We start from the raw sequence: 15,340 nt of genomic DNA, 5'->3' as shown, positions 1-15,340 counted from the left end.
GTGCGACGATCAACTTGCTGAACAAGCTTGCTGATTCCGACGACCGCGTCACGGTCTTCGAATCCGAGAGCCACACCGCCCACGACGGAAACATGCAGCTCCTCTCCGTCGGCCAGGCCGACGCTGATGGCACCCTTGCCGTACTCACCATCGGCTACACCTTCACAAGCGACAACACGTTGAAGCGCACGTTCCCGACCACCGTCTCCCCGCCCGATCTGAGCATGTCCAACTGCGCCTTGAGCTTGACGCTGGATGAACAGGTCTACAGCCAGGTCCGTCAGACGGTGATCGACGAGCTGGGCGGTCGCGCGGGCAGCCTGATCGCCGAGTTGAAGTCCTAGCCGCAAGGCACGCCAACAAATCCGGCGGCCCACCCACAGGCAGGGCCGCTGCCGCCTGGCCTGACGGCCTGTTCGCAGACGCGCGCCCCGCTGTTGCTGCTCCACGCTGGCCATGGCGCCAACGGCGGGGCTCGCGGGCTCCCCTCCCGTTCGTCGTCATGAGTTGGGGGGAAGCACGCACCGAAAGACGTCTCCGAAGACGCAAGGTCGGATTGGCCGACCGAGACGCTCTTATCTTTCGCTTAGAACGTTCTCCTAGCGTCTCATTCATGATGACGCAACGTGGTGCAGTCGGATCTGTTGTCCTCACAGCCGTGGCCTTGACGGCCACCGTCGGGGCGGCCGGCGCCGCTCCCGCCCCCGACAAGGCCGCCGCCTCGGTGTCCCACGGCAAGGTGACGGACAATCTGTACATGTCGCTCGGCGCCTTCGAGGATGCCACGTCCGGCGAGGACCCGAAGGTCAAAGCCATGATTGACCGTACGGACATCGGCGGCGTACAGCTGGTGGCGCCCTGGAAGGCCCTTGAGGGGAAGAAGGGGGAGTACAAGTGGTCGCGGCTGGACAATGCCCTGAAGTATCTCCAGGAACGCCACAAGAAGCTGTTCGTCCAGGTTCAGGACCGGTTCTTCGATGTGGCCATGAAGGACGCCAACGTTCCCCAATATGTGAAGGACGAGGGCGGCATCGCGCCGACGGTCGATGAGAACCCTGACAACCCCACCACCCATGGAGCCATGGCCGCACAGTGGAACAACAAGGTGCGAGCAGACTTCCAGGCCATGCTGAAGGCCATGGCGGAGAAGTTCGACGGCAAGCTCGCCGGGGTGAACCTTCCCGAGACCGCAGTCGAGGTGGACACCAAGAAGGATCAGACCAAGTACACCTCGAAGTCCTACATCGATGCCGAGATCGACAACATGCGCTACGGCAAGAAGGTCTTCACCAAGACGCAGTTCATCCAGTACATCAACTTCCTGCCGGATGACGACGACCACAAGCGCATGAAGGAGATGTTCGACCTCGCCAGGGACAAGAAGATCGGCATCGGAGGACCGGACACCCTGCCGGACCGGAAGTACCAGATGGAGAACTCCTACAAGTTCCTCCACGAGTACAAGGACGCCCTTCCCCTCGTCGCGATGGCCGTCCAGGAACCCGACATCAACGCCAAGGACCCCAAGACCGGTAAGCCGTACACCCGCGAACGGTTCACGGACTTCGCCCACGACTACCTCGGTGCACGCCACATGTTCTGGACCACCGAAGCAGACTGGCTGCAGAAGCCCCCGGCATGACACGTGCACGAGGACGGCTACTCGGACCCGTGTGAGCGACCGGGCGCTCCTGGGGCGGCACAACCTCACGATGCAAGCACCACATGACCAACGGGATTTACGCAGCAGGGTCGTGAACGCCCTCAAGACAACCCCAGGACCGTTGCGAGCTGCGCCACCCCGGCTGACCCTCCTGGGGCCGTCGTGCTCCTAAGCGTTCGATGCCTCCAGATCAAGCCCGCTGACTACGGGGACGGCTGGCGGCTCCCAACGACCCCCGAAGCGACCAATGACCGGCGTATTCGCCCGGTCACGACGCCACGACTCTCGCCAGGAGGGCCGTGTTCGCGTCGGTGTCGTGGCCGAGGGTCAGCATGTGTGCGGGTGCTCGGCGAGGAAGGCCGCGACGTGGTCGGTGTCCTGGTCGGCGCCGACGGGCAGCAGCTCGAACACGTCCGGGTACCGGTCCTCGGTCTTCGCGCTGAAGAAGTCGCCCTCATCAAGGGCCCGGTCGTCATCGAGGACCGCCGGCGTCGCGTCCTGGGTGACGGTCGGGAACAGCAAACGGGCGGCGCGGCGACGGCCTTGAGGCGAGCTGGGGTGCCGAAGAGCTCGGGACGCCGCCGATCAAGTCGTAACGCACCAGTGGTGAGGGGCGGTTGCGGTGAGGTTCAAAGACAGCTTGATGCTGGCGGCCGGTGCCGGTGCCGGTGCCGACCGGGCATGCCCCGAACGCTTCCCCGCCCTGGCCCACTTCGCCCGCGACGTCCGCCCCCTTGGGGCAGACCGCCGTGCCGCGCTCGAAGACATCCTCGCCGCCCAACTCGCCCACATCGAGGCCGCAATCTGCCCGAGCTAGCCGACCGGCTCGAGAGTGTCGGCAAACCTTCGATTGATCCCCGGGGCCGGAGGACCCAGCATTCGCCAGTATGGACCGCGACCACTGGCGGCGGGCGGTGACGATGACTCCGGCGAGGCGGCGGTCGATGGTGGCGGGCGCCATGAAGCCCAACTGCCACCCTTCACCGGCAACTACAGTTCAACCGATCGCTCCAGAAGGACCGCACCCTTCGGCGATGTGAGGGGCACTCCGCGTAGTGCCCCTCGGGGTTGCGATCGCTCATTGCGTCTCCTTCGTGGTGGTCGGTTGTCTGCTGAGAGGTCCCTTGGAATGAGGAGCTGGCGGCAATGCGCAACTTCGTGACTGGTGGTGCGGATGGTGCACTGATCAGAGCTGAGTCCCCCGGGGGGGGTACGACCAACCCTCCTCTGACAGGAACGTCCGACGACGTCGAGCTGGTTGGTGAGGCCGAAGCGCACCTCCTGGCGGGCGGCGTCTCTTCGCTAACGCGCTGCCTGCCCAGGGGTTAGTGAGGCGATAGCGCCGTCTGGCACCGTCGCGCGCACCGCTGCGCCGCGAACTGGCCGGCCCGCCGAGAGGACCTCATGCACGCCAACGAACAAGCTCAGACGCCCGACGCAAGGCGCCCCGCCCCGATGACCAACCAACACCCCGAACTGGCCTTCCCGCCCGCGTACAACGCGGCGGCAGAGGATCTCAACGACCCCCGGCTCGCCAGCGCCGTCCTTGCGACCGTGGCACACGCTCTCGACCACGTCCGCATCGCGACCGAGCACGCCGGCCCCCACGCTGCGCAGACCGCCGAGGAAGCCCAGTGGGAACGCGAACGCCCCAAGGGGATACCCCGGTCAACGTGGATGCGGCAGAAGCGGGCCGAGCGGGACGAACGCGCTGCCCAGGGCTGAGGCCGAGCACTGTCACCGGATACGCTCGGCAGGACTAACGGTCGCCGTCCCCGACCGGACCAGAGCCCAGCCGACGGCGCATGGAGGTCGGCCGCACCGTCACCTGCGGCTACTCCACCCATCCGGCATCACCGGCCCGCTCCGCCACCGCACGCGTACGCGGATCACGCACCGCAGGCGGCGGCAGATCAGGACCGGGACCAAGCCGACGACGGGGACGAGGCACAGTGCCCATCCCGAAAGTCTCGCCCCAACCACCAAGCCCCCGCGCCCCGCTGTCGGCGCCCCGCGTCGTCCGGGGCCACCGCCGCGACGGACGGGCAACCGACGGCGGGACCAGCCGATAGGGTGTCGAGGCTCGGAGCGGGTGGCCACCCTTCGGCTGGTGCCACGGAACTCCCGCCCCGAACCTCTGACTTGAGCCGCCCCGAAGCCATCTCCTGGGGCCTGGTCCGCTACCGCGACCACAGACCGCGTCGACCAGAACGACAACGAGGACCAGGACGTCGAGGGGAACCACGACCAGGACCACGACGCCGAGCCCCGGGTCGTACAGAACCGCAAGGCCCACCAGTCGCGTGTGCTGTCATCCCGCATGGCCCTGATCGTGCATGCGCCGGATCGTAGAAGCGACACCGGCGACGACGGGCGGGAACCCGCAAAGCCGCCCCGCCAGACGATCTACATGCCAGACCGCCCCGCACGGCCAGCGTGAGCACCCCGAATCAACGTCACGCCAGACCCGTGACCTGCGACTTCACGATGCACACTGCTCAGCGGGTCACCATGCTCATCGTCACCCGGAGGGTGACCGCCGGTGCAAGCTCCGACCCTCGCAACGGGCGATCGTTGCGCTGGTCCATCTGCGCAAGCACGACACCCTCGCGCAGATCGCTGCCCAACGCGGACTCGGTGAGCATCCGGCCCTGGATCCCGACCGTCACGCTTCCGCTCTGGCTGGAACTGGCCGTCACGCTGCTGGTCGGCGGCGCCATCGGCTGGCTGGTCGCCCGCCGGCGGGCGAAGGGGCAGCCCCCGTCGTCAGCGACGGAAGTCCGCCCGGTGCTCCTGCAGGAAGGCGTGCAGCGTACGGGGCGGGTGGCCCAGGAGGTCCGCGACCGTGCTGGTGGGACGTTCGGGGCGGGCCTTGGCCAGTTGCTGGATCTCGGTCACGTGGTCGGCGAGCCAGTCGGGCATCCCGGCGTGGCGGACCAGGCTCTCGCGCAGCTCCTGCGCGGGCAGGTCGACGTACCGGACCCGAGTACCGGTCAGCGCGGTCAGCCGGTCCGCGAGTTCGGGGTGGCTGACGGCTTCGGGGCCGGTCAGGGTGTACGTGCCGCCGGCGAGCTCGGCCCTGGTCAGCGCGGCGGCGGCGACGTCGCCGATGTCGCGGCAGTCGACGTAGTTGCAGGGCGCGTCACCCATGGCGCCGAGGAACGCGGACCGGGCCACCACGGCCGGGGCCAGGCGCAGCAGGTTCTGCATGAAGGCGTAGGGCCGCAGGACCGTGTGGGCGGGGCCGGCGGCGCGCAGGTGCTCCTCGACGGCGTGGTGCCCGCGCGAGACGGCGACGGGCGAGTCCGGTTCGGCGGCCGGGGCGGAGATCTTGACGATGTGGCTGATGCCGGCGGCTGCGGCGATGTCGACGGCCCGGGTTTCGAGTTCGACCTGCGCGGGGCCGTTGGCCATCGCCAGGAAGAGCTGGGTGGCTCCCTCGAAGGCGGCGTGCAGCGACCCGGGGTCGGTGGCATCGGCGTACCGGACCTCGACGAGCGGGTCGCCGGCGCCGTCGCGTATCTGCTGCGGGGTGCGGGTCAGCGTGCGGGCGGGCACGCCGAGCATGCGCAGACTCTGGAGCAGCGCCCTGCCGGTGGCTCCGGTGGCTCCCATGACGGTGATCATCGTGCGTCCTCTCCTCGGGTGTCGGTGGGGTGTCGGTCCAGGTCAGGCGCGCCAACGGCCGATGGCGGCCCGCCAGCGCAGGGTGACGATGGCGGTGGCGAGGGCGGCGGAGATCGGCAGGTCCAGGCGGAGCCGGTCCAGCCACTTCCCCGTCGGAACGGCGGTGTGGGCGGGCAGCCAGCCCGCGGCGAACCAGCCCAGCAGGGCGGCCGCGGCGGTCGTGGCGGCGGCCAGCAGCCCCGTCAGCACCGGGCGCGGCAGGGTGGTGGTCCAGCGCCGCGGGCGTCCGCCGTGCCGCAGCCAGGCACCGAGCAGGTACGCCACCACGGCGGAGGTGCCGGCGATGGACGTGAACGCCGCCAGGACCAGCCCGCTCTGGCCGGTGGCGAATCCGGCCGCGCCGGCCATCAGTGCCGGGGCGGCGTAGGCGGTCAGGACTTCGCGCCACAGCGTGAACGGCCGGGCGTCCGCACGGCCGGGGGCGACGTCTTCCTTCGTTGACTTCATGCGGGCCTCTCTCTCGACCCGGGGCGGGGATACGAATCCACCTGGGCCAATCTAATTAGGTAGCTAACTATTGGGCCGGAAAACAGGCCCCGCCGAGGTGCGGAGCCAGGACGGACGCGGGCCGGGCTACTCGTCAGTCAGGGCGGAACTGCCCCGTACCACGCGCGCGAGTAGATCCAGGAACACCGCGCGCTCCTCGACACTGAGGCCGCCCACCATCTCCTCCAGCCGCCCGAAGTGATCGGGCGCCATCTCGCGCAGGCGCTGCGCACCACGGGCGGTGAGCACGACCACCGCGCCGCGCCCGTCCTCGACGGACGCACGCCGGGCGACCAGGCCGTCCCGCTCCAGGCCGTCCACCAGGCCGGTGACCGTGGCCCGGGAGACATCGAGGTCGGACGCCAGCCTGGACGGGGACTTCTCCCCGCCGCAGTCCTCCAGATCGACGAGCAGTCGGTAACGCCCGGTCGACAGGCCGAACCGGGAGAAGTGCGCCTCGGCCGCCCGGCCGACCCGCGCACCGGCGGAGATCAGACGCACCGCGACCAGCACCGCCTGCGGATCGACGTCGAGACCGTAACGCCCGACCTGCTGCCTGGCCTGGTCCAGCGTGGGCGCCTCGCGATCCGTCCCGCCATTCGTCATGCAACTAATATGGCACCTAACTACCTGGACGGTCAAGGCGCCGCAGTCGGCAACGGCGGGGCTAAGCCGGGACACCCTCCCCCACCCCGGGCACCACTCTCGCGAACTGCTACGTACCTGGGGCCAGTTGCATTGCACACTCCCATGAACGGGACCTCACCCCGAAGGGAGCGATCTGCGCATGGCCCCCGAGAACGCGGGGCACGACTACGACGTCGTCATCAGCGGAGCCAGCATCGCCGGCAGCGCGGCGGCGATCCTGCTCGCCCGGCGCGGGGTTCGCGTCGCGCTGCTGGAACGCCGCTCGGACCCCGGGGCGTACAAGGTGCTCTGCACCCACTCCATCACCGCCAACGCCTATCCGGTGCTGGACGAACTCGGCCTCGTCCCCGCGCTGGAGGCGGCGGGCGCGGTCCGCAACGAGGCGCGCTGGTGGACCCGTTGGGGCTGGATCGTGCCGCGGCCGGCCTCGGCGGGGCCCGAGCTGCCGTACGCGTACAAACAGGACCCGTCACCGCGTTCCTCCTCCACATCGATCACGACCGCCCCGGTCCAACGAGCCCCCTGACCGTCGGGCTTTGCCGCTGCCCGCCGTGTGACTGTGTCGCCACCACACCGTGGCCAACGGCCGATCCGGATCAGCACACCCCAGCACGCAGCAGCGCCCACACCCTGGGTCCCACGACACCGTCCACGGGCAGGCCGTGATCCCTCTGGTAGTGCAGGAGCGCCTGCCCCAGTGCGGAGCCGTAGTAGCCGTCGATGGGGCCGGTGTAGTAGCCGCAGTACGCGAGCAGGCACTGGAGTTCGCGTACGGCCCTGCCGGTGTCACCTGGTTTGAGCGGAGGAGTGGCTGGGGAGCGCTCGCAGTTGGGGCCCGTCAGCACAGATGCGGTGCCGTGCCCCTGCGCGGGAGCCGGGACGCCGGAGGCGCGTGCCGGGCCGACCGCCAGGCCCGCGATCAGCGCGGCGCCGACGAGGACGGTCGTCCATGCGGTGCGTTGGTACATGAGTGTTGCTCCTTCCAAACGGGTGGATGAGCTGCGTGCCGCCGGGGAAGGCGGGGCGATCAGAAGTGCTCGCCACGGCCGCCGAAGCCACAGCAGACCTGCGGCTCGCAGCCGACAACAGGCGGAAGGCAGCAGGGCTTCAGCCGACTCCGGCGACGAAGGGTTCGCCCTGGACCACCACGACCGGGATGCCCCCGGCCGCCTTCTCCAGGGTGTGCCGGAACGATGCCGGACCTGTCCCCGCGGCGTTGCTGGTCACGCGGATGCCCGAGGCGTCCGCGGTCGGGCTGGCGGTGTAGAGGGAGAAGGCGGTTTTCGGGCCGAAGACCGTGTCCACCGCCCGGGACAACTCACGCCACGTATAGCGGCTCACGTAGAGGTCCACCGGGCTCGGGTCCGCTCCGGGGTCGGCCTTCGCCGCCGCCTTCACCAGCTCACGGCCCCGGTTGAGTCCGGTCACGCACAAGGCGACCCGGCCCACCGGGAAGTCGTTGGCCTGCGTCCCGTGCACATCCGCATACGCCCCGCGCCCCTGGTCCCCCACGGCCTGCGAGATACGGGTCGCCTCCGGTGTGTTCTCCCCCACCCCGTCGATGACCGTCGGCGGCGCTGACGGCCGCCTCAGCGCGTCATCCGTCATCGGACAGGGCCTGGCCCCCGGAGAGGAGGGAGTAGCGGATGCCGAGCGGGAGGCCTCAGTCACGGCGTGTCCCGGATGGCATCCCCACAGCCTGCCACCCCCAGCAACACAGCCAGGCCACCCCGCACACCCGACGCGCCAAACGACGATCTTCCCTCTCCTCACTGTCCCTCTCCTCACATTCCCCGCTTGCCATGGGTCTGTTGGCATACCGGCGGTACGACGGCCGCCCGGCAGGGACGGTTCCCCAGACCGGCACCGTGGCGGCCAAGGCCCCCGTACCTTCATGGCGTGCCGCGCCGACCGTGCCCGGCACCGATGTCAGCAGTGGCGCAGCCGCTCCCAGGTGGCCGGTCCCACCGCGCCGTCCGCACGCAGCCGCTGATCGGTCTGGAATGCCTTCACCAGGGTTTCCAGGGGTGGCGCGAAGACGCCGTCCACGCACATGACCGGGTAGCCGCACTGCAGGAGCAGGGCCTGCACCTCGCGGACCGCGTCCCCGATACAGCCCCGCCGTAACCGGGCCGTGCCCGTGTAGTAGCCGCCCCGGTATGGGGACGGCGCCGAGGTGGCGGTGTCCCGGGTCCAGGCCGGCCGCTCCGGCCGGACCGTTCCGGTACACGGCATCACCAGCACCGCGCACCCCATCGCCACCGACCACACCAGGGCCCACACCACAGCAATCCCTCCCCCGTCCCCCAGGTCTCGTCTGTCCACTGAACCCATCCCGGCGGCCTTCGGCCTGGCCTGGGCGGACGGCTCACGCCCAGGCCACGCCCTGCCCGCTCCCCCAGTCGGTGACGGCCGGGCCCGCGTGCGCCGCATCGCATCCACCGGCCTGGCCCCGCCCCCGTGTCCGGCGGGCCGACGGCACGGCCAGTCCCCGACGCATACGGGCAGCCCCCCGTGCTGCCCGCTCGGGGATCCCCACAACTCACCTGCCCTGCGGCCCGTGGTCGGGGCAGCCCGGGCGATCCGGCCGTATGCGATCCGGACCGCCCGGGCCCGCCGTTCAGCCGCGCCTCCCCCCACGGCCCGCGAGCCACTGGTTCCGCCCGCAGGCCACGCGGCGGCGGGACAGGGTCAACTGCGCAGAGCGCGCCAGGTGTTGACGCCGACCTTGCCGTCGATCACCAGTCCGCCGTACCAGCCCTGGAAGGCGCGGACCGCGTTGTAGGTGTTGGGGCCGAAGTCACCGTCGACCCCGTCGGGACCGACACTGAAGCCCCACGACAGGAGCAGGCACTGGACCTCGCTGACCCGGTTGCCCGTGTTCCCCTTCACCGTGAGCGCGTTGCCCGAGTAGTACCCGCACCCGCCGACGACGGCGGACACGGAGGGCTGGCCATGGCCAGAGGGAGCCGCGGTGGCGGCGCCGGCCGCACCGACGGACAGACCTGCGGCCAGCACGGTGGCGGCCACTGTACTGAACAGCTTCCTGCGGTTGAACACAGATTCCTCCTTGAGGGATTGCCCGAATCACGCACCTGCGCTTCGGGGCACCTGGCTGCGCGGGTATCCCGCGCAGCCGCACACCGGGCCCGCCGCACGGGATGCGGCGACGGCCCGCAGCGCCGAGCAGCGGCGCCGGTGAACGAGTCCAGCAGCCCGGAAATTGTTCGGCACCCCGCTCCCGCCAGGGCGAACAATCCCTTCTCCGGTTCCCGGAGGAGAGGAGGTACGCATGGTCCTGCGGCGGCGTGCGGGAGGTGGCCGGGGGACGCCTTGCCGGTCTGGGTACACCCTCTCTAGCGTGGGGCCGCTTGATCACCCGCAGGAGCCGATCCACCACGCAGGGGGATGCCATGGCACGGCCCGAAAAGCCCCTCGACCCGGCCGCGGGACCGGTGGCGCAGTTCGCGGCCGCCCTGCGCCGCCTGCGTCACGATGCCCGCGTGTCCTACCGGGCGATGGCGAAGCAGACCGGGCACTCGCTCTCCACGCTCTCGCAGGCCGCCGCCGGAGAAAAACTCCCCACCCTGGCCGTCACCCTCGCCTACGTCGAGGCCTGCGACGCCGATGCGGACCGCGCCGTGTGGGAGCAGCGCTGGCATGACGCCGAGCAGGCAGTGCGGCATCAGACCGTGGCCGCCCGCACCGAACAGGAGGCGGAAGGTCCCGCTCCATGGCGGGGTCTGGCCCGCTACGAGGCGGGCGACAGCGCGCTGTTCTTCGGCCGCGACCGCCTGACCGATCAGCTCCTCGGCCTCGTCGCGCGAGAACGAGTCAGTGTGGTGCTGGGCCCGTCCGGCAGCGGCAAGTCCTCCCTGCTGCGCGCCGGCCTCATCCCCCGCCTCCAACACCCCACGGACACGTCCGCGTTACGCGTCGCGGCTCTGCGGATCTGCACACCCGGGCCCCACCCGGCCAGCGAGCACGAGAGACTCTTCGCCCCGCGTGGCACCGGGACAGGCGGGACAGCCAGGGCAGGCGGGGCGGGCGGAGCAGCCGAGGACGACGACACCTTCGTGATCGTGGACCAGTTCGAAGAGGTCTTCACCCTCTGCGGCGACCCGGACGAACGCGACGCCTTCCTCGGACAGATCCTGGCCGCCCGAAACCCCAGCAGCCGACTGCGGCTGGTGCTGGGCGTACGCGCCGACTTCTACACCCACTGCCTCCACCACCCCCGCCTCGCCGACATCCTGCGCACGGCGGCCCTGCCCGTCGGGCCGATGAGCCCCGGCGAGCTGCGCGAAGCGATCACCAAACCCGCCGCCGCTCAGGGCCTGATCGTGGAACGCGCCCTCACCGCCCGCTTGGTGGAAGAGGTGTCCGCCGAACCGGGCTCCCTGCCCCTGATGTCACACGCGCTGCTGGAGACCTGGCGCCACCGCACCGGCCGCGCCCTCACCCTCGACGCCTACGAAGGCGCCGGAGGCCTCGAAGGCGCCGTCGCCCGCACCGCCGAAACCCTCTACAGCGCCCTCGACGACCACCAGGCCACCCTGACACGCCGGATCCTGCTCCGTCTGATCACCCCTGGCGACGGCACCCCCGACACCCGCCGTCCCATCACCCTCGAGGAAGCCGAGGCCGACCGCCCCGGCGACGCCACCGCCGTCCTCGAACGACTGGCCCGCGCCCGCCTGATCACCCTCGACGACGGCCGGGTCGACCTCGCCCACGAAGCCCTGATCGCCGCCTGGCCGCGGCTGCGGGGATGGATCGACGAGGACCGGGACCGGCTGCGCCTGCACCGGCAGCTCACCGACGCCGCCCAAGCATGGCGGGAACAAGTCCGCGACCAGGGAGCTCTGCTGCGGGGCGGGCGGCTGGAGGCGGCCCGCGACGCGTTCGCCGCCCCGGATGCGGCCACGCATCTCACGCTCCTGGAGCGGGAGTTCCTCACCGCCAGCGGTGCCGCGGCGACCCGTGAACGCCGGCGGCGCCGGGCGACGGTGGTGTCCCTGGCACTGCTGGTGGCGCTGGCGCTGGTGGCGGCCGTCCTCGCGTGGGGGCAGCGGCAGGATTCGCGTGTCGCGCAGGGGCGGGCCCAGTCGCGGCAGCTGGCGGCCCAGGCCCAGTCGCTGCTGACCACCGACCCTGATGTCGCCTCGCTGCTGGCGGTGGCGGCCTACCGCTCCAGCCCTACCGCGGAAGCCTCGGCGGCCCTGTACGCGGCGGGGTCCCTACCGCTGAAGCGCCGACTCACCTTCGGCGCTGGCGACGGCGAAGCGAGCGCGGTGGCATTCGCTCCAGGAGGCCGACTGCTGGCGGTGGGCGGCGACCGTGGGGTACGGCTGTGGGACACCGTGACCGGCCAGTCCCGCACCCTGGCCGTAAGCGGCAAAGACCAGGTCCACTCGCTGGCGTTCAGCCCCGATGGCCGTGCCCTGGCCGTCGGCACGAAATTCAGCTTGCGGGTGTGGGAGGTGGCCTCCGGCCGTGTCCGTGCCGAGGCCACGTTCGATCAGCCCCACGGCCCGGAGAACCTGGTATTCGGCCGTGACGGGCGCACCCTGGTCTTCGCTCTCGGTGGCGGCACGCTGCGGCAGTGGGACCTGGAGACCCGCAGCACGCGCACCCTGCTGGTCAGCGAGGACGACGTACCGCGGCAGGGCCCGGACTTTCAACCAGGCGTCCGGGCCAGTGCCGATGGCACGGTGCGGGTGAAGGATCCGGCGGACGGCCGCGTGCGCACCATGCTGTTCGGTGCGGCTATGGCAGCCCAGCCGATGCTGAGCCCGGAGGGGGACACGGTCGCCCAGGCAGGCGACGACGGGACGGTACGGCTGCGGGACATCGCCACAGGCCACACGAAAGAGACCCTGACAGGCGAGGACTTCGGCGGAGTGGCAGCTCTGCGCTTCAGCCCGGACGGACACACCCTCGCGGTCGGATACGACAACGGGACCGTGCGGCTGTGGGAACACCCCAGTGGCCGCGTCCGCTCCCTCAAGAGCGGCACCGCCATGGTGGGGGAGCTCTTCTTCAGTGCGGACGGCACCACCCTGGCCAGTAGCGCTGCCGCCGTCGGCGAGGCCGCCGTCGGCAGGTCGGGGCCTCGGCTCTCATCGGGCAAGGGCGGCGACACCCTGGCCGACGGTCTCGGAGCTGGAGCAAGTGGAGGCCCTGTGGTCTGGGATGTCGCCTCGGGGCGCCTCGTGACCACCCTCACCGCCTCCACGGTCCTGCCCATGGCGCTCGCAGTCAGTCCGGACGGGCAGGCCATCGCCGCCGTCGGCGAGGGCGGCACGGTCCGCCTGTGGGACCTCAGCCAGAGCCGACGCACCCGCATTCTCCTGACCGACAGCAACATCGCAAGGAGATCCCTCGCGCTGAGTCCCGACGGCCGCACCCTGGCCACCACCGGCGACCAGGCCCGCCTGTGGGACACCGCCAGCGGACATCTGGCTGCCGCACTGCCCGCGAGCCCGCACGCGCAGGTGCCGGAGCTGGCCTTCACCCCGGACGGCCGCACCCTGCTCATGGCCGACGGCGGGACCGTACGACTGCGGGACATGGCCTCCGGCCGGATACGCACAACGAACGCCGCCAACGGCTCGCTTGAGGGGGTTCTCAGCCCGGACGGCCGCATCAAAGCCGACTACTCTCCGGCCGACGGCGGCGCGCTGAGTCTGTGGGACACCACGACCGGCCGCCTGCGCACCCGACTCACCGGCCACACGGACCCGGACCAACGCCCATGGCCGAAAATGGCGTTCAGTCCCGACGGCCGCACCCTGGCCTCCGGCAACAGCCGAGCGGTCCGCCTGTGGGACACCGCGAACGGCCGCCTGCGCACCACCCTCACCGGGCGGATGGGCCGGACCAGCACACCGCCCTCCACCCCGGACACCGATCCGAGTGCCGGCTGCAACGACCAGTGGGCCATGGCCTTCAGCCCCGACGGCCGCACCCTGGCCACCGGCCACAGCAAGGAAATGCAGCTCTGGGACACGACCACAGGCCGCGCCCGCACTCTCGCCACCCCCACCGGCCAGTGCAACAGCACCTGGACCATCATGTTCAGCCCGGACGGCCGCACCCTGGCCACCAATGACGGCAGCACCGTACGGCTGTGGGACACGGCAGCGGGGCATCCGCGCGCCACCGCCACCGGCCACAGCGGCAGGGTCCTGGACATCGCCCTCAGCCCGGACGGCCGCACCCTGGCCACCGCCGGGGAGGACCGCACGGTACGCCTGTGGGACGCGACCACCGGCCGCGCCTACGCCATGTTCACCGGCCACACCGGCGAGGTGACCAGGGTCCTCTACAGCCCGGACGGGCAGAGCCTGTTCACCACCGGCAACGACCGCACCGTACGCCAGTGGGGCATCGGCCCGGTCGCCCCGACCGCGGCGATCCGCCGGATCTGCACGGCGGTCGGCCGCGATCTCACCCCGCACGAACGGTCCACGTACCTTGTCGGCCAGTCCGTAAAGGGCTGTCAATCCTGATGCGGTGCGAGTGCGAGTGCGGTGCATCGTGCACCGGCTACGTCCTGGTCCTCGTCTGCTCGGCCAAGGCGCGGATCAGTCACGGCCGCCCCCCGTCCGCGTGACACCGTCGCCGGTTCCGACGCGGGAGAAGGGCGTGGGGTGGGCCATCGGCTCCCTTCGGTAGAGGGTGATGAGGGAGCCGCCGAGTTTGATGAGCCAGTTCGGGGACTCCTAGCGCACGCCCTCGCGGTGAGTCCCCCATTCGACGGTCCGAGCGGCGAGCGTGCGTGCCAGGCGTCGGGGCGCAGGCGGTGGTTCAAAGACAGGCTCCTCGACTGATCCGAAAATCCCACCCATATTCGTAGCTGCTGATCAGGCTGCGTCTTCTTCTGCTTGAAGGGTCACTTGGTAGCCGAGCTGAGTGAGTTGGCTGACGAGGCGACAGGTCTGCTGGGCCCGTCCGGCGCGTTCGACGAAGTAGAGGAAGTAGGTGCCGCCGAGGTCCTGGTAGGGCACGTCGTGGGTGAGCATGTGCCAGGCGGCGGTCAGGATCGTGTGGCTGAGTGCGACGATGGCACGTTTCTTGCCGCGGCGGGCGGTGATGCGGCGGTAGCGGGCCGGGAGGTAGGTGTTCTTGGTGCGGGAGGCGGCGATGGCCGCCTGGCCGAGCGCGCCCGTGAGCCAGGGGTCGCCGTGGCGGGTGCGCCTGGACTTGCGCTTGCCGCCGGACTCGTTGTTGCCGGGGCACAAGCCGACCCAGGAGGCCAAGTCGGCGGCGGTGGGGAAGCGGGGCATGTCGGCGGTGCGCCGTTACGGCGGCAATCCGAAACTGCGGACGGCCCTGGAAGAACGCGGTCTGGGCTATGTCCTCGCGGTTGCCTGCTCGGCCGAAGTGGCCACCGGTGCGGGAAGGTTCCGCTTCGACGGGCTGGCCGGCAAGCTCCGGAAGCGGGCCTGGCAGAAACTGTCCGTCGGCCCCAGCGCGAAGGGGCACCGTTACTACGGCTGGGCCGTCATCGACTCACCGGCCCGGCGCCGGGCCACCGTCAGCTGCTGATCCGGCGCAACCGCACCACTGGCGAACTCGCCTACTACCGCTGCCATTCCACCGAGCCGGCTCCGTTGCGCACCCTGGTCGGGACGGCGGGATCCAGGTGGCGGGTGCCTGCAACGAGACCAGCACCTGTTCCTCACCATCGTCGTCCGGCCACTGAACGACCTCGCTCACCGGATCGGCTGGTCCGACTGGCGACGCCGCCATCAGGCACGATCACAGGCCAGCCATTACCGTCGACAAGCCGCAGCCCAGACATGAAGATCACGATCTACACCTGGAGCACTGCCCGATCTCGGCATGCCT

At 70.5% G+C, this 15,340-nt stretch carries 15 protein-coding genes and 2 pseudogenes; 7 read left to right on the top strand and 10 right to left on the bottom strand.

Annotated elements, in window-relative coordinates:
- Positions 1–14: 14 nt before the first annotated feature.
- Positions 15–344 (top strand): hypothetical protein, encoded by a 330-nt coding sequence (locus BG418_RS31570; protein WP_188277472.1) that lies wholly within the window; start codon positions 15–17, stop codon positions 342–344.
- Between the two features lie 314 nt (positions 345–658).
- On the top strand, positions 659–1,642 hold the full coding sequence (locus BG418_RS31565) for a hypothetical protein (RefSeq protein ID WP_317453820.1): 984 nt from the start codon (positions 659–661) through the stop codon (positions 1,640–1,642).
- A gap of 348 nt (positions 1,643–1,990) precedes the next feature.
- Here BG418_RS31565 and BG418_RS31560 read toward each other — a convergent pair whose 3' ends face one another.
- Positions 1,991–2,185, bottom strand: coding sequence for a hypothetical protein (locus BG418_RS31560; protein ID WP_188277470.1), 195 nt, complete (start codon positions 2,183–2,185; stop codon positions 1,991–1,993).
- A gap of 145 nt (positions 2,186–2,330) precedes the next feature.
- On the opposite strand from BG418_RS31560, the pseudogene BG418_RS31555 reads away from it, so the two are divergent.
- Positions 2,331–2,480, top strand: a pseudogene (locus BG418_RS31555) (TetR/AcrR family transcriptional regulator); the annotation flags it as partial.
- A 638-nt stretch (positions 2,481–3,118) separates the two neighbouring features.
- Complete coding sequence (locus BG418_RS31550; protein WP_188277469.1) at positions 3,119–3,388, top strand: hypothetical protein; 270 nt, start codon at positions 3,119–3,121, stop codon at positions 3,386–3,388.
- 773 nt (positions 3,389–4,161) lie between these two features.
- On the opposite strand, the gene BG418_RS40965 is transcribed toward BG418_RS31550, so the two are convergent.
- The 4 genes from BG418_RS40965 to BG418_RS31530 form a co-directional block, all read right to left on the bottom strand.
- Positions 4,162–4,383: a hypothetical protein gene (locus tag BG418_RS40965; protein ID WP_188277468.1), complete on the bottom strand. Its 222-nt coding sequence runs from the start codon at positions 4,381–4,383 to the stop codon at positions 4,162–4,164.
- A gap of 46 nt (positions 4,384–4,429) precedes the next feature.
- Positions 4,430–5,290, bottom strand: coding sequence for an NmrA family NAD(P)-binding protein (locus tag BG418_RS31540; RefSeq protein WP_188277467.1), 861 nt, complete (start codon positions 5,288–5,290; stop codon positions 4,430–4,432).
- Positions 5,291–5,332: 42 nt separating this feature from the next.
- Positions 5,333–5,797, bottom strand: coding sequence for a hypothetical protein (locus tag BG418_RS31535; protein ID WP_188277466.1), 465 nt, complete (start codon positions 5,795–5,797; stop codon positions 5,333–5,335).
- Positions 5,798–5,923: 126 nt separating this feature from the next.
- On the bottom strand, positions 5,924–6,442 hold the full coding sequence (locus tag BG418_RS31530; RefSeq protein WP_188277465.1) for a MarR family winged helix-turn-helix transcriptional regulator: 519 nt from the start codon (positions 6,440–6,442) through the stop codon (positions 5,924–5,926).
- A gap of 181 nt (positions 6,443–6,623) precedes the next feature.
- Here BG418_RS31530 and BG418_RS31525 point away from each other — a divergent pair, with 181 nt between their 5' ends.
- Complete coding sequence (locus BG418_RS31525; RefSeq protein ID WP_317453819.1) at positions 6,624–7,010, top strand: FAD-dependent monooxygenase; 387 nt, start codon at positions 6,624–6,626, stop codon at positions 7,008–7,010.
- 70 nt (positions 7,011–7,080) lie between these two features.
- Here the strand turns inward: BG418_RS31525 and BG418_RS31520 are convergent, their stop codons facing one another.
- The 4 genes from BG418_RS31520 to BG418_RS31505 form a co-directional block, all read right to left on the bottom strand.
- A complete protein-coding gene (locus BG418_RS31520; RefSeq protein ID WP_188277464.1) occupies positions 7,081–7,452 on the bottom strand; it encodes a peptidoglycan-binding protein in 372 nt (123 codons plus the stop codon).
- Between the two features lie 139 nt (positions 7,453–7,591).
- Positions 7,592–8,092 (bottom strand): hypothetical protein, encoded by a 501-nt coding sequence (locus BG418_RS31515; RefSeq protein WP_188277463.1) that lies wholly within the window; start codon positions 8,090–8,092, stop codon positions 7,592–7,594.
- Between the two features lie 321 nt (positions 8,093–8,413).
- Positions 8,414–8,809, bottom strand: a complete 396-nt coding sequence (locus BG418_RS31510) for a peptidoglycan-binding protein (protein ID WP_188277462.1) — start codon at positions 8,807–8,809, stop codon at positions 8,414–8,416.
- A gap of 366 nt (positions 8,810–9,175) precedes the next feature.
- Positions 9,176–9,544, bottom strand: a complete 369-nt coding sequence (locus BG418_RS31505; RefSeq protein ID WP_188277461.1) for a peptidoglycan-binding protein — start codon at positions 9,542–9,544, stop codon at positions 9,176–9,178.
- A 353-nt stretch (positions 9,545–9,897) separates the two neighbouring features.
- Here BG418_RS31505 and BG418_RS31500 point away from each other — a divergent pair, with 353 nt between their 5' ends.
- On the top strand, positions 9,898–13,998 hold the full coding sequence (locus BG418_RS31500) for a helix-turn-helix domain-containing protein (protein WP_223185733.1): 4,101 nt from the start codon (positions 9,898–9,900) through the stop codon (positions 13,996–13,998).
- 354 nt (positions 13,999–14,352) lie between these two features.
- Here BG418_RS31500 and BG418_RS31495 read toward each other — a convergent pair whose 3' ends face one another.
- Complete coding sequence (locus BG418_RS31495; protein ID WP_223185732.1) at positions 14,353–14,775, bottom strand: transposase; 423 nt, start codon at positions 14,773–14,775, stop codon at positions 14,353–14,355.
- Positions 14,776–14,791: 16 nt separating this feature from the next.
- Between BG418_RS31495 and BG418_RS31490 the strand changes: the two are divergent.
- Positions 14,792–15,295, top strand: a pseudogene (locus BG418_RS31490) (IS701 family transposase); the annotation flags it as partial.
- Positions 15,296–15,340 lie beyond the last annotated feature (45 nt).

It is taken from the genome of Streptomyces sp. CBMA152 (genome assembly GCF_014596475.1).
Taxonomy (GTDB): Bacteria; Actinomycetota; Actinomycetes; order Streptomycetales; family Streptomycetaceae; genus Streptomyces.
Note: the sequence above shows the minus strand (reverse complement) of the source record. Positions and strands in the feature narration are given on the sequence as shown.